This window comes from Mesorhizobium sp. M4B.F.Ca.ET.214.01.1.1 (assembly GCF_004791545.1).
Lineage (GTDB): Bacteria > Pseudomonadota > Alphaproteobacteria > Rhizobiales > Rhizobiaceae > Mesorhizobium > Mesorhizobium abyssinicae.
The window spans coordinates 148,785-167,460 of sequence record NZ_SRUX01000017.1 but is presented as its reverse complement, the minus strand read 5'-3'; the positions used below and the strand labels follow the sequence as shown (position 1 = coordinate 167,460).

The following is an 18,676-nucleotide window of genomic DNA, read 5'->3' as shown; positions in this document are numbered from 1 at the left end:
GGCGGATTCTATAGCGGAATGGAGCGGTCGTCGGCAAAAGCCTGCAGCAGCGCCCGCATCGGCAGCCCTTGCGCCGGCGCCATCAGATTGTCGGCGAAGAAGGCCTGCAATTCGTCGAGCGGCAGTTCCGTCAGCATCGCCTTGACCGGGCCGATCGAGGCCGGCGACATCGAGATCGAGCGGAAGCCGAGGCCGATCAGCGCCATCGCCGATATCGGTTTTCCGGCGAGTTCCCCGCACAACGTCACCGGCGTGTGGTTGCGGGCGCCGGCATCGGCGATCTGCTTCAGCACCCGCAGGAACGGCGCCGACAGCGTGTCGAAACGGTCGGACAATTGCGTGTTGCCGCGATCGACCGCCATGACGAACTGGAACAGGTCGTTGGAGCCGACCGAGACGAAGTCGACCGCCTTCATCAGCTCGTCGAGCTGGAACAGCAGCGACGGCACTTCGAGCATCGCGCCGAGCTTCAGGCTGGTCGGCAAGTGGTGGGCAAAGCGCGACAGATGCCTGACCTCGCGATCGATGATCTCGCGCGCCTGGGCGATCTCGCCGAGTTCCGTCACCATCGGCAGCATCAGCTTCAGCTCGCGGCCGCCGCAAGCTTTCAGCAAGGCGCGGATCTGCGTCCTCAGCAGGCCCGGGCGATCGAGGGTGAGCCGGATCGCCCGCCAGCCAAGCGCCGGGTTCTCCTCCTGCAGAGCGCCCTTGAAGTAGGGCAGCACCTTGTCGCCGCCGATGTCGATCGTGCGGAAGGTCACCGGCTTGCCGCGCGCCGCTTCGAGCACGTCGCGGTAGAGCCGCTCCTGCGCTTCGGCGCGCGGGAAGGTCGAGGCGACCATGAATTGCAGCTCGGTGCGGAACAGGCCGATGCCGGCCGCGCCAGACTCGGCAAGCTGCGGCAGGTCGACGGCGAGGCCGGCGTTCATTAGGAGGTCGACCGCAACACCGTCCTTGGTCACCGACGGCTTCTTGCGCAGCTCGCGATAGACCTCCTGCCGGCGGGCGCGGAAGCGCACCTTCTCGGCATAGGCGGCCTCGAGGTCGGGCTGCGGCCTGAGATGGATCGTGCCCTCTTCGCCGTCGACGATGATGGCATCGCCGTTTTCCGCCATCGAAACGGCGCCCTTCATCTGCCCGGCGACGGGAATGCCCATGGCGCGCGCCACGATGACGACGTGGCTGGTCGCCGCCCCATCCTCCAGCACCACGCCGCGCAGCTTGTCGCGCGGATAGTCGAGCAGCTCGGCGGCGCCCATCGAACGGGCGACGAGGATGGCATCCTTCGGCAGCGACGCCGCGACATCCTCCGGCCCGCGCCCCATCAGCTGGCGCAGCAGGCGGTTGGCAAGGTCGTCGAAATCGCTCATCCGCTCGCGCAGATAGGGGTCGGTCATGTGCAGCATGCGGGCGCGCATGTCGCTCTGCACCTTCTCCACCGCTGCTTCCGCCGTCAGGCCGTTGCGGATCGCTTCCTCCAGCCGGCGCACCCAGCCGCTGTCGTTGGCGAACATGCGGTAGGCCTCGAGCACCTCGCGGTGCTCGCCCTCGAAGGCGACCTCGCGGCGCTCCAGCATGTCGTCGATGGACAGCCTCAGCGAGCCGAGCGAGGCCTGCAGCCGGCGGACTTCCTCCTCGCTGTCCTCGTTGAACAGATTGGTGACGACGATGCGCGGCTCGTGCAGCACGACATGGCCGAGCCCGACGCCTTCGTTGAACGAGAGGCCAGTGAAGCTGACCGGGCGGCGGAGGTCGAGCTCCAGGCCCGGGCGGGTCAGCCTGGCGAGATCGCCGGTGGCGATCATCTCGGCGATGACCATTGCCGTCGTTTCCAGAGCCTCGACTTCATCGTCGCGGTAGTGGCGCATGGTCTTGTTCTGCACCACGAGCACGCCAAGCGTCCGCCCTGCCCTGAGCACTGGCACCCCGAGGAAGGAGTTGTAGATCTCTTCGCCGGTCTCCGGCAGGTAGGCGAAGGCCGGATGCTCCTGCGCGTTGGAAAGGTTGAGCGGCCGTGCGCTGGCGGCGATGGTGCCGACGAGACCCTGGCCGAGCCGCAACTGCGCCAGGTGGACGGCGTTCGGATTGAGACCTTCGGTGGCGTAGAGCTCGAGCACCGAATCGGCGCGCAGCACATAGAGCGAGCACACCTCGGCGACCATGTTGGAGGCGATGTCGCGCACGATGCGGTCGAGCCGCTCCTGCGGCTCCAGCGGCTCCTGCATGAGCTCGCGGAGCCGCTTCAGCAGAACGCGCGGGCCACTGGCCGTATCACGCATCGCGGCTTCTTCTCCAATAGAGTCCTTGCCGGCGCAGTTTCCGCCGCGCCCGGCACTCACGCAACAACTGATTCAGTCTTGCTATTGCTTATCCAGACCGTAGACGGAATGCAAAGTGCGAACCGCCAATTCGGTATACGGACCGTCGATCAGTATCGAAATCTTGATCTCGGAAGTGGTGATGGCGCGGATATTGATCGCCTTGTCGGCCAGCGCCTTGAAGGCGGTGGCGGCGACACCCGCGTGGCTGCGCATGCCGATGCCGATGACCGACACCTTCGACATGCCGGCTTCCGACTGCACCACGTCATAGCCGACATCGGCTTTCAGGCGCTCCAGCACCGCAAGCGCCTTGTCGACGTCGCCCGACGGCACCGTGAAGGTCATGTCGGTGAACTTGCCGTCCTCGGAGATGTTCTGGACGATCATGTCGACATTGATGTTGGCTTCGGCCAGCGGCCCGAAGATGCCGGCGGCAACGCCGGGGCGATCGCCGACGCGGCGCAGCGAAATCTGCGCCTCGTCCTTGGCGTAGGCAATTCCGGTGACGACCTGCTGTTCCACGATCTCTTCCTCGTCGCAAATAAGCGTTCCGGGCGGATTGAGCAAATCCCCCATTCCGGGCGCGTCGGGATCGTCGAAGGACGACCGCACGAAGGTACGCACCCTGTGCACCATGGCAAGCTCGACCGAGCGCACCTGCAGCACCTTGGCGCCGAGCGAGGCCATTTCGAGCATTTCCTCGAAGGAAATCTTGGCCAGCCGCCGCGCCTTCGGCTCGATGCGCGGATCGGTGGTGTAGACGCCGTCGACATCGGTATAGATGTCGCAGCGGTGGGCCTTGACCGCCGCCGCGATCGCCACGGCGCTGGTGTCGGAGCCGCCGCGGCCGAGCGTTGCGATGCGGTTGTCCGGGCCGATGCCCTGGAACCCGGCGATGACGGCGACCTGGCCCTCGCCGAAGCGCTTGATCAGGAAGCCGCCGTCGATGTCGAGAATGCGCGCCGCGCCATGCGCGTTGTCGGTCTTGATCGGGATCTGCCAGCCCTGCCAGGAGCGGGCATGAACGCCCATGTTCTGCAGCGTGATCGCCAGGAGACCGGCCGTGACCTGCTCGCCGGAGGCGACTACGGCGTCATATTCGCGCGCGTCGTGCATCGGCGAGGCCTCGCGCGTCCAGCCGACCAGTTCATTGGTCTTGCCGGCCATCGCCGAGACCACGACCGCGACCTCATGGCCGGCGTCGACCTCGCGTTTGACATGGCGCGCCACGTTGCGGATGCGGGCGATGTCGGCGACGGAGGTTCCGCCGAATTTCATCACGATGCGCGCCATGGAAACGAAATGCCTTTGACTGGATGCTGGGCCGTGGGGCCGAAAAACACGCCGGCCCAGGCCGGGTGCTGAATGCGCGGCCTCCTTAGCCAAATGATCAGGATTTCGCAAGCGATGGCGCGCAACAACGATTCCCGCTGAAAATATCGGGGTTGCTGACAGATTTGAGCACCAGGTCATGCGATAGATGAGCCTGGAAGCCCGACAACGAGGAGGATAGATGGCCGAGACCCTGGAAATCGTCACCTTCCGGCTGAAGCCCGGAGCCGAAGCGGGCTTTGTCGCCGGCAACGGCCTGCTCAGCGACTGGCTGGCGCGGCAGCCCGGTTTCCTCAGCCGCTGCCTGGCCAGGCAGGACGACGGCGGCTGGGTCGATCTGGTGCGCTGGCAGAGCCGCGAGCAGGCGCTTGCCGCTGCCGGTCGGATCATGGCCGAGATCGGCGATTGCCAGGCGATGCGGGCCATCGATCCCGCCAGCGTCGACATGAAGCATCTGGCGGTGGCGCTCGCCGTCTGACCTTGATCCCGCTGCCGGCGAATTCCTGGCCTGCTGGTACGCCGATCCTCATTCCAGCCGCGCCGCGCTTCGCCACAGGCCGGGGTAGTCGAGGACGAAACCAGCCGGTGAAACTTCCAGGATCGCGTTGTAGCCGAACATCGGCGCATCATAGCCGTAACGAGTATCGTCGAGCCGCCAGTAGCTCTGCTCGAGGCGCATCAGCCTGAGTTCGGGAAAGGCCAGATAGGCGGCCGGCGCGGGCGTCGACATGCCGACCCCGAGGTCGAAGCGGCGGATCGCCAGGAGGTTCGTGGCGGGCGTGAAGCCGAGATCGACGTCGATCAGGCCGGCGACCTCCGCCTGGCCGGCGCCGTTCAGCGTCCAGCCGCCATCGGCAAGCCGCTCGATCTCAAAGTGCAGGGTTTCCGCGCCGAGAAAACCGTCGACGCGCGCCGAGCGCGTCCGCCAGCCGGAATCGCAGTCGGCTTCATAGGCGAGGCTGCACGGCTTGCCGTTATGGACGAAGAGCGCATGGCCCCTGAGCTTCCAACCGTCGTCCGCCTCGGAAAGCAGGCAGGCATCGTGCCCTTCCAGCTCGAGCCGCCGCCATAGGATCGAAGTGTGCGGGCGCATGATCACGCTCCTGTTTGAAACATCATGCCTCATCATTCGTCCGTCAGGGCAATGCCGTTGCCGTTGCGGGCCGACGAAACTGCCATGTGCTGACAGAACGCCTCCGCCCGACCGCCGGCGCGCGCAGACTCGCTGTTCGCTCGTGGCAGCAGTCGAAAAAAGCCGCCTTGACATTCGCGGCCCGGCAACCGACTTCCTAGCACTTTGATTTTGCGCATGATCCTTTCCGAAAATCGAATGCGATTTTCGGGGTCATGCGCCAGGAGATCCGCCCATGCCAGAGCCCCGACGGTCGACGATCGATGCCGGAGAAGTGGAACGCTTTTCCGCGCTGGCCGCCGAATGGTGGAACCCCAACGGCAAGTTCCGGCCGTTGCACAAGTTCAATCCGGTGCGGCTTGGCTATATCCGCGACCAGGTGGCGGCGCGCTTCGGCCGCGATCCGCGCGCGGCCAGACCGTTCGAAGGCCTGCGCTTCCTCGACATCGGCTGCGGCGGCGGTCTGCTGTGCGAGCCGATGGCGCGGCTCGGAGCCGAAGTGGTCGGCGCCGATGCCTCCGCCACCAACATCGAAGTGGCGAAGCTTCACGCGGCCGAGGTCGGCGTCAGCGTCGATTACCGCGCCACCACGGCTGAGGACCTCGCCGACGCCGGCGAGACATTCGACGTCATCCTCAACATGGAAGTGGTCGAGCATGTCGCCGACATCGACCTGTTCGTGGCCAAATGCGGCCAGATGGTCAAACCCGGCGGCATCATGTTCGTCGCCACCATCAACCGCACGCTGAAGGCGCTCGGCCTCGCCATCATCGGCGCCGAATATGTGCTGCGCTGGCTGCCGCGCGGCACCCACCAGTTCGGCAAGCTGGTACGGCCGGAGGAACTGGAAAAAGCCCTCGGCGCGGCCAGCCTGACCATCATCGATCGCACCGGCGTCGTCTACCATCCGCTGGCCGACCGCTGGCAGCGGTCGAAGGACATGGACGTCAACTACATGGTCTTGGCCGAAAAAGCCTCGGTCTGACCTCGCCCTGTCAGGCTGCCTGGCTCCGCATCTTCAAGCTCGTCTGGTTCTGCGCCTTTGTGGTGATGAACACGCCGATCGTGATGATCACCGCACCCATCCACGTCAGCAACTGATAGTGCTCACCAAGGAAAACCGTGCCGGCAAACAGGCCGACCGCGGCCGCGACATAGCCGATCTGGCTGAGATAGACCGGACCGCCGACCGCTTGCAGCCGGAAGAAGAAGGCAAACATCGCCGAGGCCGACGCCACCTGTCCGGCGACCACCAGCGGCACGCTGCCGAGCGGAGCGAATGCCTGCCAGCCGAATAGCGTCAGAATGCCGATCAGAAGCAGGGTCGCCGAGGCCAGATGGCTGCCGACGGCAAGCTCGATCGGACCGGTGTCTTCGGGCCAGTCGACGGTGCGGTAGATGTTGCCGGCAGCGAGGCTGACCGGGATCAGCAAACCGACCGCCACCCAGAAGAACTCGGCCGGCTGGCCGGCCTCGCCGCGCGTGACCGCCACCATCACCGCGCCGACGAAGCCGACCGCGATGCCGACGACACCGAGCAGGTTTGGCCGCCTGACGCCGAGCAGGATCGAGAACACCAGCGTGACGACGGGCGAGAGCGTGAACATGATGCCGGTGTAACCGGCTCCCAGATGCGGGATGGCCGAGAACATCAGCAAATTGGGGACCGCATAGGACACGGCGGCGGTGACGAAGAAATAGCGTAATTTGTGCGCCGTCAACCGGATGCGTTCGCCGCGCAGCAGAAGCGCCAGCAACAGCACGCCGCCGGCGCCGAGCGAGATGACGAAAGCCCAGACCATGGCCGGAACGCCGGCCGCCGTCGCCAGTTTGCCGAACGGCAGCGTCAGGCCGAGCAGGCCGCCGGTGACGACCAACAGGCCGGCCGCCGAATCCCAGAGAATTTTCATCGGATGGTCCCGTCGTTCAATCGCAGCGCTTGGCCGCTATTGTGTTTTGCGATAACATAGTGCAAAGATTCTTTATGTCAAGATACTTTTCGGTGAGATAGATGGATCGGGCGGCAAGGGCGATCGAGCAGTGGCAAAGGGAACGGCCGGATCTGGACGTCTCGCCTATGGCCGTGATCGGACGGCTGAACGAAGCCGCCTCGCTGATCTCGCGCGAGCGCCTGGCGCCGCTGTTTGCTCGCTTCGGATTGCAGCAAGGCGAGTTCGACGTGCTGGCGACCCTGCGCCGTTCCGGCACGCCCTACGCCTTGACGCCGACCGATCTCTACGAGGCGACGATGGTGACCTCGGGCGCCATGACCGCCCGGCTGGACCGGTTGGAGAAGGCCGGTTTGATCGAACGCGCGCCGCATCCAAGCGACCGCCGCGGCGTGGTGGTGCGGTTGACCGAAAAGGGTTTGGCCTTGACCGACGAGGCACTCGCCGCCCATGTCGCCAACGAACATGAAATCCTCGCCGGACTGACCGCGCCAGAGCGGGAGACACTGGCCAGTCTGCTTGGAAAGCTGATCGGAAGCCTGAGCTGAATGCTCAGTTGCGGTCGTCGGGAAAGCTGGGGATCGGCATGAACTCGACGCCATCCTCGACCAGACTCTTTGCCTCGTCGACCGTCGCCTCGCCATAGATGCCGCGCGGATCGGTCTCGCCGAAATGGATCTTGCGCGCTTCCTCGGCGAATTTGTCGCCGACATAGTCGGCATTCTCGCGCACCTTCTCGGCCATTGCCTTCAACTGCGCCAACGCCTGCTTCTGCGCCTCGCCCATGGCGAGCGCGATCTTTTCCTGCTTGCGCCCGGTCGAGACGGCCGGCGCCATCAGCGCCTTGTCGACCTTGTGCGAGCCGCAGTTCGGGCAGTCGACGAACCCGCGCTTCTTCTGGGTGTCGAAATCGTCGTTGCTCCGGAACCACGCCTCGAATTCGTGCTCATGCTCGCAGATCAGGGAGAAACGGATCAAGAGGCGGCACCCCTGAGGCGGGGCGCCTCGCCGGCATTGACCGAGAACTCGCGCGCATTCTTGAGATTGGGGATCTTCCTGCGCGCGGCAAGCGACTGCGCCGGGTCGATCTCGGCGACGATCACCGCCGGCTGGTCGTGCGCCGCTTCCGCGACAATGCGGCCCCACGGGTCGACGATCAGCGAATGGCCATAGGTCTCGCGACCGTCCTCGTGCAATCCGCCCTGAGCAGCGGCAATCACATAGGCGCCATTCTCGATGGCGCGCGCGCGAAGCAGCACATGCCAATGCGCCTCGCCGGTCTGCCGGGTGAAAGCGGCGGGCACCGACAACAAGTCGGCGCCGGCCAGCGCCTCGGCGCGGAAGAGCTGCGGGAAGCGCAAATCGTAGCAGACGGCAAAGCCGAGCTTCGCGCCGCCGATCTCGGCGACGACAGCTTCGGTGCCCGGCTCGTAAGCGGCGGATTCGCGCCAACTCTCGCCATTGTCGAGATCGACGTCGAACATGTGGATCTTGTCGTAGCTGGCTATCGTCGCCCCATCCGGCGCGAACAGCAGGGCGCGGTTTGCCAGCTTGCCGTCGGCGCGCAGGATGGCGGTCGAGCCGATATGCAGGAAAATGCCGAGTTCCCTGGCCAGCTTCCTGGCGGTCGAGACGATGATGTCCTTGTCCTCGGAGGTGAAGGAAGCGGCACGCGCCTCCTTGTCGCGCACCAGCGCGCCGGTCATCTCAGGGGTCTGGACATAGCTGGCGCCAAGGCCTGCCGCCTCGCGCACCAGGCGCTCCAGATCGACCGCGTTGCGCTCCGGGCTCTCGCCCGAACGCATCTGCACCGCCGCTGCCTTGAAAACACCCATGGTCAAGCCCTCGAACCGTTGGCAAGCAACACATCGAGCCGGCCCTCCGCCTCCAGATCATGGAGGTCGTCGGAGCCGCCGACATGCGTGTCGCCGATGAAAATCTGCGGAAACGTGGTGCGGCCATGCGCCCGGGAAATCATCTCCTGGCGCAGTTCCGGCGAGAAGGAAGCATCATGCTCGGTATAGGCGACGCCCTTGCGGTCGAGGAGCCGCTTGGCTGCGGTGCAATAGCCGCACATCATCCGGGTATAGATCGTCACATCGATCATCAGTCAGCAATCCTGCCTCTGCATGCGCGCCTGGAGGCGCGTGGCGCTTCCGGGATAACGACATGCACGAAAACAACAATTCTCGCTTTATATAGTCGCGGACTCGTCGGCCCGAAAGTCCCCCGGCAAAACGCGCGCGAAGGTCAGCACGTCGACGGCTCCGGCGCCGCCCTTCTTCAGCGCCTTGGCCACCGACCTCACTGTCGCGCCGGTGGTGTAGACATCGTCGATCAACAGCACCCGGCGGCCGGCGATCTCGATCTCCGCCTCGGTCGGCACGCGGAAGGCGGCGCGCACATTGTCCTCGCGGTCCTGCCGCTCCAGCCCGACCTGCTGGCGGGTGAGCTTCACGCGCCTCACAGCCGAAGGCGAGAAAGGCAGGCCGCTGAGGTGCGATACCGCCCTGGCCAGCTCGGCCGACTGGTTGAACTGCCGCCTGAACAAGCGCCGCCAGTGCAACGGCACCGGCACGACGAGATCGGCCTCCGCGATCAGCTCGGCTCCGGCGCGCAGCATCCAGCGCGCCATCCATGGCGCCAGATCCGTGCGGTCCTGATACTTCAAGCCTTGCACCATCTGGCGCGCCACGCCGGAATAGACGACCGCGGCCCGCGCCCGTTCGAAGGGCGGCGGATCGGCGATCGCTTCGGCCGAGAGGAAGCCTTCGCCCATGTCATGGGTGAACGGCGTGCCCATCACCGCGCACCAGGGCCGTTCCAGCAGCCTGAGCTTCGGCCAGCAGGTCCCGCACAGCACGCCGGGCTGCGAGACATGGCGACGGCAGCCGGCGCAGACCGGCGGAAACAGGATGCGCGCCGGCAAGGCCAGTGCCCGCCGCGCGATGGTCCCGAGTTCAACGGTCTTGATCTTCGGCATTGGATCGGCCACGTGGTTTCGTCGCCGCTCCACTATAATCGGAGCGCGGAAAACAGGAACCTGCCCGTTGCAGCCTATCATCGACACCTCGCTCTGGCTGGCGCGCAAGCGCCGCGCCCTGGCCCACTCCGTGGGCGGCGCCGATTTCCTGATGCGGCGGGCAGCCGATGACCTTGCCGACCGGCTCGGCGCTGTCGAGCGCAGCTTCGGCAAGGCGGCCGCGCTGTTTTGCCAGACGCCGGCGGCAGCGGATGTGCTCGCCGAAAGCGGCAAGGCGGCGGAGATCGCGCGCGTCGAAGCGGACGCGGCTTTCCTCGCAGACAGGGCAGGCCTTGTCGCGCCGCTGGAGACGGTGCCGTTCGAGGCCGAGAGCCTCGATCTGGTTGTCTCGCTGCTGTCGTTGCAGGCGATGAACGATATTCCCGGCATGCTGGCGCAGATCCGCCGGGCGCTGCGGCCAGACGGGCTTTTCCTCGGCGCCCTGGCCGGCGCCGGCACGCTTTCCGAATTGCGCGAGAGCCTGCTCGCCGCCGAGACCGAGCTCTACGGCGGCGCCAGCCCGCGCGTCACTCCCTTCACCGATGTCCGCGACGCCGGCGCGCTGCTGCAGCGCGCCGGCCTGGCGCTGCCGGTCGCCGATGTCGAGACGGTGACGGTCCGCTACGACACTATGTTCGACCTGGTCGCCGACCTCAGAGCCATGGGCGAGACCAGCGCGCTCGTCGACCGCAGCCGGCGGCCCGGCACGCGAAAATTCCTCGCCCGCGCCGCCGAGATCTACGCGCAACGGTTTTCCGACCCCGACGGCCGGATCAGGGCGAGCTTCTCGATTGTATGGCTGTCAGGCTGGGCGCCCGATGCTTCGCAGCAAAAGCCGCTGAAGCCGGGCTCGGCAAAGGTTTCGCTGAAGACGATCCTGGAAGACCCGCAGTGGCGTTGAGACCGATCAGTGCTGGGCGAAGGCGTTGACGAGCTGGCTGTTGGTGTCGCTGAACAGCCACTGTATCGCATTGGCTGCCCTGCCGACGCCGCCGACGATGGCAAGCGACAGCACTGCGGCGATCAGGCCATATTCGATGGCTGTCGCGCCTCTCTCGTCGTGGACGAACTGTTGCAGAAGCTTTTTCATGGTCATCGATCCCTCTTGCCAGGACCATAGCTCCTACCTGTTAAGAAAGGTTAACGGCAAAAGCTTAACAGGCGGTGAAACGGGTCGTCTCTGCGAAATTTGTTAACTATATCAACACTCCCCGCTGCGCGAGCCGTCACTGCGGATCACGCAGACCGAACTGGGCAGAGGCTGCAAGACGCTGCGGCGCAGCGTATAGGTGTCGCGATGGCCGATCGTACCGGTGCTCATCGTGTCGACGCCGGCAAAACCGTCGCGGGCTGACCGGGTCTGGCTGTCGAGCAAAGGCGCGGCGATTAAGGCCAGCGCCACCGCGGCCGAGCCGAACAGAAGCGTGATGCGCAATATGCCCATGCCGGCATCGGCGGCGCGAAAGCCGCGCTCCGGCCGGATCGAGTCCCAGTCTTTGTCGAGGCTCATGCAATCGCTCCCCACGCGAATCGGCCGGGACCCGGCTTTGCCTCAATTTTCCACACCGGGATAAATCTTCCATTAACGCTGGCTAAAACCAGCGCCCAGGCTCTCACAGGAGGTCGATGAGGAACTGGATCAGCGGCGCGTCGGCCGGCGGCATCGGATAGTCGCGCATCTGGCGCGGCCGCACCCATTTCAGCCCCTGCCCTTCCCTTGGCTGCGCGATTCCGCGAAAGCGGCGGCAGACGAAGAGCGGCATCAGCAGGTGAAAATCATCGTAGCTGTGGCTGGCGAAGGTGAGCGGCGCGAGACAGGGGATGTCCGTTTCGATGCCGAGTTCCTCCTGGAGCTCCCGGATCAGGCACTCCTCCGGTGTTTCACCGGGCTCGACCTTGCCGCCCGGGAATTCCCACAGGCCGGCGAGTTGCTTGCCTTCGGGCCGTTGCGCCAGCAGCACGCGACCATCCGCGTCGACCAGCGCGCAGGCGGCGACGAGAAGCAGGCGCTTGCCGGCTGACTTGACCTCGCTCATGCGCCGGGCGGCCGACGATAGTGGTAGCGGTAGACTTCCTCGAAGCCCAGCGAGCGGTAGAGCCCTAGCGCCGGCGCGTTGCCGGCTTCGACCTGCAGCCAGGCCTCCCGCGCGCCGCGCAGCCGCGCCCATTTCAGCGCCGACAGGATAAGGTTGCGGCCGTGGCCTTGGTTGCGCACCGATCTGTCGGTGGCGATCTCGAACAATCCGGCGAGGTCGCCGTCATGGACGCAGATCAGCGTCGCCAGCGGCTCGTTGCCGTCCTCGAGCGCGAACAGCCCGGCCTCGGGCTGGATGGCGCCGATGATCTCCGACAGGCCTGGCCTGAGCGACACGTCCGAGCCGCTGACCTTCAGCGACGCGCCGATGAAGCGGCTGATGTCTTTCAGCGGAATCTGGTCCATGGCCGTGTCGAGCCGGGCGTCGGCCAGCGGCAGCCGCATCACCAGGGATTCGTCGAAGCTGCTCCAGCCTTCGCTGTCGAGATGTCTGGAAAGGACAGGGCCTGACAGCGGCGATATGCGGAACGTCAGCGGCCGGCCATAGGCGTCAAAACGCCGGCTGGCGCGGCCGATGCGCTCGGCGATGTGCTGGGTGTCGCCGGGGTCGAGCGGATTGACGGAGTTCAGCCGCTTGGCCGGATGCCCGGCCGTCAGCCGTACCACCCAGGTGCCGTCATAATGGACGGCGGCCGCCGGCCAGGCGCGGAAACCGGCCGCCTCGTAGCGGCGGACGGTCGCGAGCATGCTTGCCGGATGTCTGGACACCAACGCCCTCAGCTCCGGTAATCGCCGTTGATGGCGACATATTCCTTGGTGAGGTCGCACGTCCACACCGTCGCCTTGCCGCGGCCGATGCCGATATCGGCGCGGATGCGGATATCGTCGCGCTTCATATAGGCCGAGGTCGCTTCCTCGGAATAGGCCGGATCGCGCTCGCCCTCATGCGCCAGCCTGTTGTCGCCGAACCAGATCGACAAAAGGTCGCGGTCGGCGGGCTCGCCGGCCTTGCCGACCGCCATGACGACGCGGCCCCAATTGGCGTCCTCGCCGGCGACGGCCGTCTTGACCAGCGGCGAATTGGCGATCGACAGCGCGATGCGCTTGGCCGAACGGGCCGACTTGGCGCCGGTGACGGTGACTTCGACCTGCTTGCGCGCGCCCTCGCCGTCGCGCACCACCTGGAGCGCCAGCGTCTTCAGCACCTTGCCGAGCGCACGGCGGAACGCGCCGAGCCGCGCGTCCTTGGCATCGCTGATCGCGGGCGCGCCGCGCTTGGCAGCGGCGCCCGTGGCGAACAGCAGCAGCGTGTCGCTGGTCGAGGTGTCGCTGTCGACGGTGACCGCGTTGAAGGTCTTGGCGGTGCCGCGCGACAACAGATCCTGCAGCACGGGTGCGGCGATCGGCGCGTCGGTGGCGATGAAGGAGAGCATGGTCGCCATGTCGGGCGCGATCATGCCGGCGCCCTTGGCGATGCCGTTGATCGTGACGTCGGCGTCGCCAAGCTTCACCGTCGCCGTCGCCACCTTCGGATAGGTGTCGGTCGTCATGATGGCCTTGGCCGCCTCGGTCCACAGGTCGGGCTTGCCGTCCTTGACCAGCCCGGCGAGCAGATGGCTGAACCTGGCCGTATCGAGCGGCTCGCCGATGACGCCGGTGGAGGCCAGGAACACCTCGCTCGTGGCGCATCCGGCCGCCTTGGCCGCCGCCTCGCCGGTCAGCGCCGTTGACGCGCGGCCCTTCTTGCCGGTGAAGGCATTGGCGTTGCCGGAATTGACCACCAGCACGCGCGCCTTGCCGGCGCCGAGGTTCTGCCGGCAGAAATCGACCGGTGCCGACGGGCATTTTGACTTGGTGAACACCCCGGCGACGGCGGTGCCCGGATCGAAGACCATGGCCAGAAGGTCGGTGCGGTTCTTGTATTTGATCCCCGCCTCGGCGGTGGCGATGCGCACGCCCTCGATCGCGGGCATTTTTGGATATTTCTTCGGCGCGAGCGGCGAAATCGTTGCGGACATGAGGACCTCGGGCGGCGGAAACGCTGGGGAAGGCCGGTTTGCCCGATACGACGCGCCGGCGCAAGGGCGTTTTCGTCGCTCCTGCCGGCCGCGCCAACCCGCTCAGCACGCCTACACGGCCGCGCATTTGGGGAGGCCCCGGAACGGGCCGTATCGTTTCACCGAGAAGCCTTGTATCCTGCGGGCAAGACATATCGGCAAGGACAAGGCAGATGGGCGAGGCCGCCGGAACCGGGCGCAGATCGATCGGCGCCAGGCGCAATCCCGACAGCGCCGACGCCATTCTCGACGCCGCCGAGGCGGTGCTGGCGGAGGCCGGCTATTCCGGCTTCTCGATCGAGGCGGTGGCGCGCCGGGCGCGGGCCGGCAAGCCGACCATCTATCGCTGGTGGCCGAGCAAGGCCGCCCTGCTGCTCGACGTCTACCAGCGGCAGAAGCGGGTCGACGTCCCCGACACCGGCAATCTCGAGGACGATCTTGTCGGTTTCCTGAAGAACCTGTTCGCGCACTGGCGCCTGACAGCGTCGGGCAATGTGTTCAGATCGCTGATCGCCGAGGCGCAGTCGGATAGCCACGCTGCGGCGGCCCTCGCCGGCTACGCGACCGGACGCCGCGCCCACACCGGCCAGGTGATCGAGCGCGCCAAGGCGCGCGGCGAGGTCGCGCCCGAAGTCGATGCCGGCATCGTCGCCGACCTCATCGCCTCCTATGCCTGGAGGCACCTTCTTACCAACCGGCTCGACGAGGACAAGGCGACGCTGCGCACTGCCGTCCGCTATGTGATCTCCGGCATTTCCGCCAAGCGCTGAGCGGCCGGGCTCGGGCTGCCGGCACGACACGCTTGCTTCCATCCTCAAACGAAAAGGGCGCCTAACGGCGCCCTTCACATGACTGATGAGCTGTCGCGGGCCTTACTTGCCGCTTTCGATCGTCTCGACCGCCTTCTTCAAGTTGGCGTCGGGGATCTCGACCTTGGCGTCGGCGCGCAGCTGCTTCACCAGCGCGAAATACTTGTCGCGGATGACGGCCTGCTTGGCCTGGTCCTTGACCTCCTCGAAGGCCGGCGGCTGCTTGGCGCGCTTGTCCTCGAGCTTGATGACGTGCCAGCCGAACTGCGACTGCACCGGCTCCTTGGTGTATTTGCCGACCTCGAGCGCGAACGCCGCCTTGTCGAACTCGGGCACCATCTGCCCCGGTCCGAACCAGCCGAGATCGCCGCCGTTGGACTTGCCGCTCGGATCGCTGGTGTGCTCGTTGGCAAGCTTCTGGAAATCGGCGCCGCCGTCGAGCTGCTTGATGATCGCCTCGGCCTCTTCCTTGGTCTTCACGAGGATGTGACGGGCGTGCACCTCGTTGACCGGCGGCGTGTTGGCGATCTCCTGGTCGTAGCGGGCGCGAATCTCGGCGTCGGTCACCTTGTTGACGACGCCCTTCTCGACCATCTCGCCATGCAGCGCGCGCTGCTGCAGGAACGCCATGCGGCGCTGGAAGTCGGCATCCTTGTCGAGGCCGGTGGCGACCGCCTGGGCCGCCATGACGCGGATCTCTATGGCCGCCGAAAGGGCGGCCGCGCGGCGCTGTTCCGGCGGCAGTTGCTGGAACTGCTGCGACAGCTCGCCTTCCGCGAGCCCAAGGTCCGCCTCGGTCAGCGGCTGGCCGTTGATCGTCGCGACCACGGCGTTCGGATCGACAGGCTTGGCGGCCGCGGCCGGGGCAGCCGGCTGGGCCGGGGCGGTTTCCTGCGCCATCACCGGCGACAGCGACAGAGCCGACAATCCGAATGCCAGGCCAAGGCTGGCGAGCGACGCACGGCGGAACGATAAGGTCATCAAGATTAACTCCGGTGGGGATTGCTTTGGCTGAATGGCTTCAGATCGGCCAGATTGTGGCGGAATTTGGCGCGGTCGGCAGGACCAGCGCGGCGTTGACATCGTTTGAGCCCCCTCTTATCTGTCCAACGACTTTGCGTCCAGAACCGTTTTCCGGGCGCTTTTTGCGTTTGTCCGCGTTTCACGCGGATTTGATGGGGCCGCCCGGTGCCTGTCGCAACGATTAAGAATGCTATCGAAAGGGCCATTGGATGGTCAGTCTCGGCGGTCTCGCCCGTAAGGTTTTCGGCTCCTCCAACGATCGCCGGGTGAAGGCGACCCGGCCGCGGGTCGAGGCCATCAATGCCATGGAAAACGAGATGCGGGCGCTTTCCGACGCCGAGCTTCGCGGCCGCACGGAAAAGTTCCGCCAGGATATCGCCAATGGCGCCTCGCTCGATGATCTCTTGATCCCGGCCTTCGCCACTGTGCGCGAGGCCGCGCGTCGCGTGCTCGGCCTGCGTCCTTTCGACGTGCAGCTGATCGGCGGCATGGTGCTGCACAATGGCGGCATCGCCGAGATGCGCACCGGCGAGGGCAAGACCCTGGTCGGCACCCTGCCCGTCTATCTCAATGCGCTCGCCGGCAAGGGCGTCCACGTCGTCACCGTCAACGACTACCTCGCCACCCGCGACTCCGAATGGATGGGCCGCATCTACAAGTTCCTGGGCCTCACCGTCGGCGTCATCGTCCACGGCCTCTCCGACGAGGAGCGGCGCGCCGCCTACGCCGCCGACGTCACCTACGCCACCAACAACGAGCTCGGCTTCGACTATCTGCGCGACAACATGAAATACGAGCGCGCGCAGATGGTGCAGCGCGGTCACAGCTACGCCATCGTCGACGAAGTCGATTCCATCCTGGTCGACGAGGCGCGCACGCCGCTGATCATCTCCGGTCCGCTCGAGGACCGTTCGGAGATGTACAACACCATCGACGCCTTCATGCTCAAGCTCGGCCCGGCCGACTACGAGATCGACGAGAAGCAGAAGACCTCGATCTTCACCGAGGAGGGCACCGAGAAGCTCGAGAACATGCTGCGCGACGCCGGCCTTCTTAAGGGCGAGTCGCTTTACGACGTCGAGAACGTCGCCATCGTCCACCATGTCAACAATGCGCTCAAGGCGCACCAGCTGTTCCAGCGCGACAAGGACTATATCGTGCGCAACGGCGAGATCGTCATCATCGACGAGTTCACCGGACGCATGATGCCCGGCCGCCGCTATTCGGAAGGCCTGCACCAGGCGCTCGAGGCCAAGGAGCACGTGGCGATCCAGCCGGAGAACCAGACGCTGGCCTCCGTCACCTTCCAGAACTATTTCCGCCTCTACGACAAGCTCGCCGGCATGACCGGCACGGCGCTGACCGAGGCCGAGGAGTTCGGCAACATCTACAATCTCGAGGTCACCGAGATCCCGACCAACCTGCCGGTCGTGCGCAAGGACGAGGACGACGAGGTCTACCGGACCGTCGACGAGAAGTACAAGGCGATCGTCAAGGAGATCAAGGACGCGCGCGACAAGGGTCAGCCGATCCTGGTCGGCACCACCTCGATCGAGAAATCCGAGCAGCTCGCCGAGCGCCTGCGCAAGGACGGCTTCAAGAGTTTCGAAGTGCTCAATGCCCGCCACCACGAGCGCGAGGCGGCCATCGTCGCCCAGGCCGGCAAGCCCGGCGCCATCACCATCGCCACCAACATGGCCGGCCGCGGTACCGACATCCAGCTCGGCGGCAACGCCGAAATGCGCATCGCCGAGGAACTCGGCGACCTGCCTGAAGGGCCGGAGCGCGAAGCCAAGGAAAAGGCAATCCGCGACGACGTCGCCCGCCTGAAGGAAAAGGCGCTCGCCGCCGGCGGCCTCTACGTGCTCGCCACCGAGCGCCATGAGTCGCGCCGCATCGACAACCAGCTTCGCGGCCGCTCCGGCCGCCAGGGCGACCCCGGTCGCTCGAAATTCTTCCTGTCGCTGCAGGACGACCTGATGCGTATCTTCGGATCCGAGCGCATGGACGGCATGCTGCAGAAGCTCGGCCTCAAGGAAGACGAGGCGATCATCCATCCCTGGATCAATAAGGCGCTGGAGAAGGCGCAGAAGAAGGTCGAGGCGCGCAACTTCGACATCCGCAAGAACCTGTTGAAATATGACGACGTCTCCAACGACCAGCGCAAGGTGGTGTTCGAGCAGCGCATCGAGCTGATGGACGGCGAAGGCCTGTCGGAAACGGTCGCCGAGATGCGCGACGGCGTCATCGAGGAGATCGTCGCCAAGAACATTCCCGAAAACGCCTATGCCGAGCAGTGGAATGTCGCCGGCCTCAAGGCCGAAGTGGCCGAGTTTCTCAACCTCGACCTGCCGGTCGAGGAGTGGGCCAAGGAAGAAGGCATCGCCGAGGACGACATCCGCGAGCGCATCACCGCCGCCGCCGAGACGGCCGCCAAGGAACGCGCCGAGCGTTTCGGCCCCGACGTGATGAGCTATGTCGAGCGCTCGGTGGTGCTGCAGACGCTGGACCACCTCTGGCGAGAGCACATCGTCAATCTCGACCATCTGCGCTCGGTGGTCGGCTTCCGCGGCTACGCCCAGCGCGATCCGCTGCAGGAATACAAGGGCGAAGCCTTCGAGCTGTTCCAGGGCATGCTCGGCAATCTGCGTCAGGCCGTTACCGCGCAGCTGATGCGTGTCGAGCTGGTCCGCCAGGCCGCCGAAGCGCCGCCGCCCGAGGCCCCTGACATGTTCGGCAGCCATATCGACGGCACGACTGGCGAGGACGACTTCCAGGGCGGCGAGACGGCGCTCCTGGTGCGCCAGGAATCCAATGCGATCGTCGCGGCGGAGGATCGCGACCCGAACAACCCCGCCACCTGGGGCAAGATCGGCCGCAACGAGGCCTGCCCCTGCGGCTCCGGCAAGAAATACAAGCACTGCCACGGCGCGTTCGCTTGAGAGCAATTCCAGGAAAAGTGTGAAGCGGTTTTCCGCCCGGAATTGCGTCAGAAC

The 18,676-nt window shown here is 65.8% G+C and carries 21 protein-coding genes; 6 read left to right on the top strand and 15 right to left on the bottom strand.

What is annotated here, in order from left to right; translation table 11 throughout:
- Positions 1-8 precede the first annotated feature (8 nt).
- Together ptsP and EN857_RS28315 are read right to left on the bottom strand one after the other, a co-directional pair.
- Positions 9-2,279: a phosphoenolpyruvate--protein phosphotransferase gene (gene ptsP / locus EN857_RS28320; RefSeq protein ID WP_127309169.1), complete on the bottom strand. Its 2,271-nt coding sequence runs from the start codon at positions 2,277-2,279 to the stop codon at positions 9-11.
- A gap of 81 nt (positions 2,280-2,360) precedes the next feature.
- The gene (locus EN857_RS28315; RefSeq protein WP_135859414.1) at positions 2,361-3,614 is read right to left on the bottom strand and encodes an aspartate kinase; all 1,254 of its coding nucleotides are present in this window, start codon (positions 3,612-3,614) and stop codon (positions 2,361-2,363) included.
- A 220-nt stretch (positions 3,615-3,834) separates the two neighbouring features.
- Here EN857_RS28315 and EN857_RS28310 point away from each other — a divergent pair, with 220 nt between their 5' ends.
- A complete protein-coding gene (locus tag EN857_RS28310) occupies positions 3,835-4,131 on the top strand; it encodes a hypothetical protein (protein WP_135859413.1) in 297 nt (98 codons plus the stop codon).
- 48 nt (positions 4,132-4,179) lie between these two features.
- Here the strand turns inward: EN857_RS28310 and EN857_RS28305 are convergent, their stop codons facing one another.
- Together EN857_RS28305 and EN857_RS28300 are read right to left on the bottom strand one after the other, a co-directional pair.
- Positions 4,180-4,746 (bottom strand): putative glycolipid-binding domain-containing protein, encoded by a 567-nt coding sequence (locus EN857_RS28305; protein WP_135859412.1) that lies wholly within the window; start codon positions 4,744-4,746, stop codon positions 4,180-4,182.
- 32 nt (positions 4,747-4,778) lie between these two features.
- The gene (locus EN857_RS28300) at positions 4,779-4,964 is read right to left on the bottom strand and encodes a hypothetical protein (RefSeq protein WP_135859411.1); all 186 of its coding nucleotides are present in this window, start codon (positions 4,962-4,964) and stop codon (positions 4,779-4,781) included.
- Between the two features lie 56 nt (positions 4,965-5,020).
- Between EN857_RS28300 and ubiG the strand changes: the two genes are divergently transcribed.
- Entirely contained in the window at positions 5,021-5,770 is a 750-nt protein-coding gene (gene ubiG / locus EN857_RS28295) for a bifunctional 2-polyprenyl-6-hydroxyphenol methylase/3-demethylubiquinol 3-O-methyltransferase UbiG (RefSeq protein ID WP_135859410.1), read from the top strand.
- Between the two features lie 10 nt (positions 5,771-5,780).
- On the opposite strand, the gene EN857_RS28290 is transcribed toward ubiG, so the two are convergent.
- On the bottom strand, positions 5,781-6,695 hold the full coding sequence (locus EN857_RS28290; protein ID WP_128346958.1) for a DMT family transporter: 915 nt from the start codon (positions 6,693-6,695) through the stop codon (positions 5,781-5,783).
- Positions 6,696-6,796: 101 nt separating this feature from the next.
- Between EN857_RS28290 and EN857_RS28285 the strand changes: the two genes are divergently transcribed.
- Positions 6,797-7,282, top strand: a complete 486-nt coding sequence (locus tag EN857_RS28285) for a MarR family transcriptional regulator (protein ID WP_128346959.1) — start codon at positions 6,797-6,799, stop codon at positions 7,280-7,282.
- Positions 7,283-7,286: 4 nt separating this feature from the next.
- On the opposite strand, the gene EN857_RS28280 is transcribed toward EN857_RS28285, so the two are convergent.
- From EN857_RS28280 to EN857_RS28265, 4 genes are all read right to left on the bottom strand, one after another.
- Positions 7,287-7,712: a DUF1178 family protein gene (locus tag EN857_RS28280; protein WP_127393319.1), complete on the bottom strand. Its 426-nt coding sequence runs from the start codon at positions 7,710-7,712 to the stop codon at positions 7,287-7,289.
- A complete protein-coding gene (locus tag EN857_RS28275; RefSeq protein ID WP_127393320.1) occupies positions 7,709-8,569 on the bottom strand; it encodes a carbon-nitrogen hydrolase family protein in 861 nt (286 codons plus the stop codon). The genes EN857_RS28280 and EN857_RS28275 overlap by 4 nt, the downstream gene beginning before the upstream one ends.
- A gap of 2 nt (positions 8,570-8,571) precedes the next feature.
- Positions 8,572-8,841, bottom strand: a complete 270-nt coding sequence (gene grxC, locus EN857_RS28270; RefSeq protein ID WP_127286042.1) for a glutaredoxin 3 — start codon at positions 8,839-8,841, stop codon at positions 8,572-8,574.
- An 87-nt stretch (positions 8,842-8,928) separates the two neighbouring features.
- Complete coding sequence (locus EN857_RS28265; RefSeq protein WP_135859409.1) at positions 8,929-9,729, bottom strand: ComF family protein; 801 nt, start codon at positions 9,727-9,729, stop codon at positions 8,929-8,931.
- Positions 9,730-9,784: 55 nt separating this feature from the next.
- Between EN857_RS28265 and EN857_RS28260 the strand changes: the two genes are divergently transcribed.
- On the top strand, positions 9,785-10,657 hold the full coding sequence (locus tag EN857_RS28260; protein WP_127393322.1) for a methyltransferase domain-containing protein: 873 nt from the start codon (positions 9,785-9,787) through the stop codon (positions 10,655-10,657).
- Positions 10,658-10,663: 6 nt separating this feature from the next.
- Here EN857_RS28260 and EN857_RS28255 read toward each other — a convergent pair whose 3' ends face one another.
- From EN857_RS28255 to argJ, 5 genes are all read right to left on the bottom strand, one after another.
- Positions 10,664-10,852: a Flp family type IVb pilin gene (locus EN857_RS28255; RefSeq protein WP_127309173.1), complete on the bottom strand. Its 189-nt coding sequence runs from the start codon at positions 10,850-10,852 to the stop codon at positions 10,664-10,666.
- A gap of 105 nt (positions 10,853-10,957) precedes the next feature.
- Positions 10,958-11,266 carry a hypothetical protein gene (locus EN857_RS28250; protein WP_127285210.1) on the bottom strand — a complete coding sequence of 103 codons (309 nt, stop codon included), beginning with the start codon at positions 11,264-11,266 and terminating at the stop codon, positions 10,958-10,960.
- A 103-nt stretch (positions 11,267-11,369) separates the two neighbouring features.
- Entirely contained in the window at positions 11,370-11,792 is a 423-nt protein-coding gene (locus EN857_RS28245) for a (deoxy)nucleoside triphosphate pyrophosphohydrolase (protein ID WP_127393323.1), read from the bottom strand.
- Positions 11,789-12,538 carry a GNAT family N-acetyltransferase gene (locus EN857_RS28240; RefSeq protein ID WP_127393324.1) on the bottom strand — a complete coding sequence of 250 codons (750 nt, stop codon included), beginning with the start codon at positions 12,536-12,538 and terminating at the stop codon, positions 11,789-11,791. The genes EN857_RS28245 and EN857_RS28240 overlap by 4 nt, the downstream gene beginning before the upstream one ends.
- Positions 12,539-12,567: 29 nt before the next feature.
- Complete coding sequence (gene argJ / locus EN857_RS28235; protein WP_128346444.1) at positions 12,568-13,809, bottom strand: bifunctional glutamate N-acetyltransferase/amino-acid acetyltransferase ArgJ; 1,242 nt, start codon at positions 13,807-13,809, stop codon at positions 12,568-12,570.
- A 212-nt stretch (positions 13,810-14,021) separates the two neighbouring features.
- Between argJ and EN857_RS28230 the strand changes: the two genes are divergently transcribed.
- Positions 14,022-14,618 carry a TetR/AcrR family transcriptional regulator gene (locus tag EN857_RS28230; protein ID WP_127392143.1) on the top strand — a complete coding sequence of 199 codons (597 nt, stop codon included), beginning with the start codon at positions 14,022-14,024 and terminating at the stop codon, positions 14,616-14,618.
- A gap of 102 nt (positions 14,619-14,720) precedes the next feature.
- Here the strand turns inward: EN857_RS28230 and EN857_RS28225 are convergent, their stop codons facing one another.
- Complete coding sequence (locus EN857_RS28225; RefSeq protein ID WP_127392145.1) at positions 14,721-15,638, bottom strand: peptidylprolyl isomerase; 918 nt, start codon at positions 15,636-15,638, stop codon at positions 14,721-14,723.
- A gap of 251 nt (positions 15,639-15,889) precedes the next feature.
- Here EN857_RS28225 and secA point away from each other — a divergent pair, with 251 nt between their 5' ends.
- The gene (secA, locus tag EN857_RS28220; protein ID WP_127392142.1) at positions 15,890-18,622 is read left to right on the top strand and encodes a preprotein translocase subunit SecA; all 2,733 of its coding nucleotides are present in this window, start codon (positions 15,890-15,892) and stop codon (positions 18,620-18,622) included.
- Positions 18,623-18,676 lie beyond the last annotated feature (54 nt).

Coding starts and splice junctions, on each gene's coding strand:
- ptsP (WP_127309169.1), bottom strand. CDS start 2,279: ATGCGTGATACGGCCAGTGGCCCGCGCGTTCTGCTGAAGCGGCTCCGC.
- EN857_RS28315 (WP_135859414.1), bottom strand. CDS start 3,614: ATGGCGCGCATCGTGATGAAATTCGGCGGAACCTCCGTCGCCGACATC.
- EN857_RS28310 (WP_135859413.1), top strand. CDS start 3,835: ATGGCCGAGACCCTGGAAATCGTCACCTTCCGGCTGAAGCCCGGAGCC.
- EN857_RS28305 (WP_135859412.1), bottom strand. CDS start 4,746: ATGCGCCCGCACACTTCGATCCTATGGCGGCGGCTCGAGCTGGAAGGG.
- EN857_RS28300 (WP_135859411.1), bottom strand. CDS start 4,964: ATGCGCAAAATCAAAGTGCTAGGAAGTCGGTTGCCGGGCCGCGAATGT.
- ubiG (WP_135859410.1), top strand. CDS start 5,021: ATGCCAGAGCCCCGACGGTCGACGATCGATGCCGGAGAAGTGGAACGC.
- EN857_RS28290 (WP_128346958.1), bottom strand. CDS start 6,695: ATGAAAATTCTCTGGGATTCGGCGGCCGGCCTGTTGGTCGTCACCGGC.
- EN857_RS28285 (WP_128346959.1), top strand. CDS start 6,797: ATGGATCGGGCGGCAAGGGCGATCGAGCAGTGGCAAAGGGAACGGCCG.
- EN857_RS28275 (WP_127393320.1), bottom strand. CDS start 8,569: ATGGGTGTTTTCAAGGCAGCGGCGGTGCAGATGCGTTCGGGCGAGAGC.
- grxC (WP_127286042.1), bottom strand. CDS start 8,841: ATGATCGATGTGACGATCTATACCCGGATGATGTGCGGCTATTGCACC.
- EN857_RS28255 (WP_127309173.1), bottom strand. CDS start 10,852: ATGACCATGAAAAAGCTTCTGCAACAGTTCGTCCACGACGAGAGAGGC.
- EN857_RS28250 (WP_127285210.1), bottom strand. CDS start 11,266: ATGAGCCTCGACAAAGACTGGGACTCGATCCGGCCGGAGCGCGGCTTT.
- EN857_RS28245 (WP_127393323.1), bottom strand. CDS start 11,792: ATGAGCGAGGTCAAGTCAGCCGGCAAGCGCCTGCTTCTCGTCGCCGCC.
- EN857_RS28240 (WP_127393324.1), bottom strand. CDS start 12,538: ATGCTCGCGACCGTCCGCCGCTACGAGGCGGCCGGTTTCCGCGCCTGG.
- argJ (WP_128346444.1), bottom strand. CDS start 13,809: ATGTCCGCAACGATTTCGCCGCTCGCGCCGAAGAAATATCCAAAAATG.
- EN857_RS28230 (WP_127392143.1), top strand. CDS start 14,022: ATGGGCGAGGCCGCCGGAACCGGGCGCAGATCGATCGGCGCCAGGCGC.
- EN857_RS28225 (WP_127392145.1), bottom strand. CDS start 15,638: ATGACCTTATCGTTCCGCCGTGCGTCGCTCGCCAGCCTTGGCCTGGCA.
- secA (WP_127392142.1), top strand. CDS start 15,890: ATGGTCAGTCTCGGCGGTCTCGCCCGTAAGGTTTTCGGCTCCTCCAAC.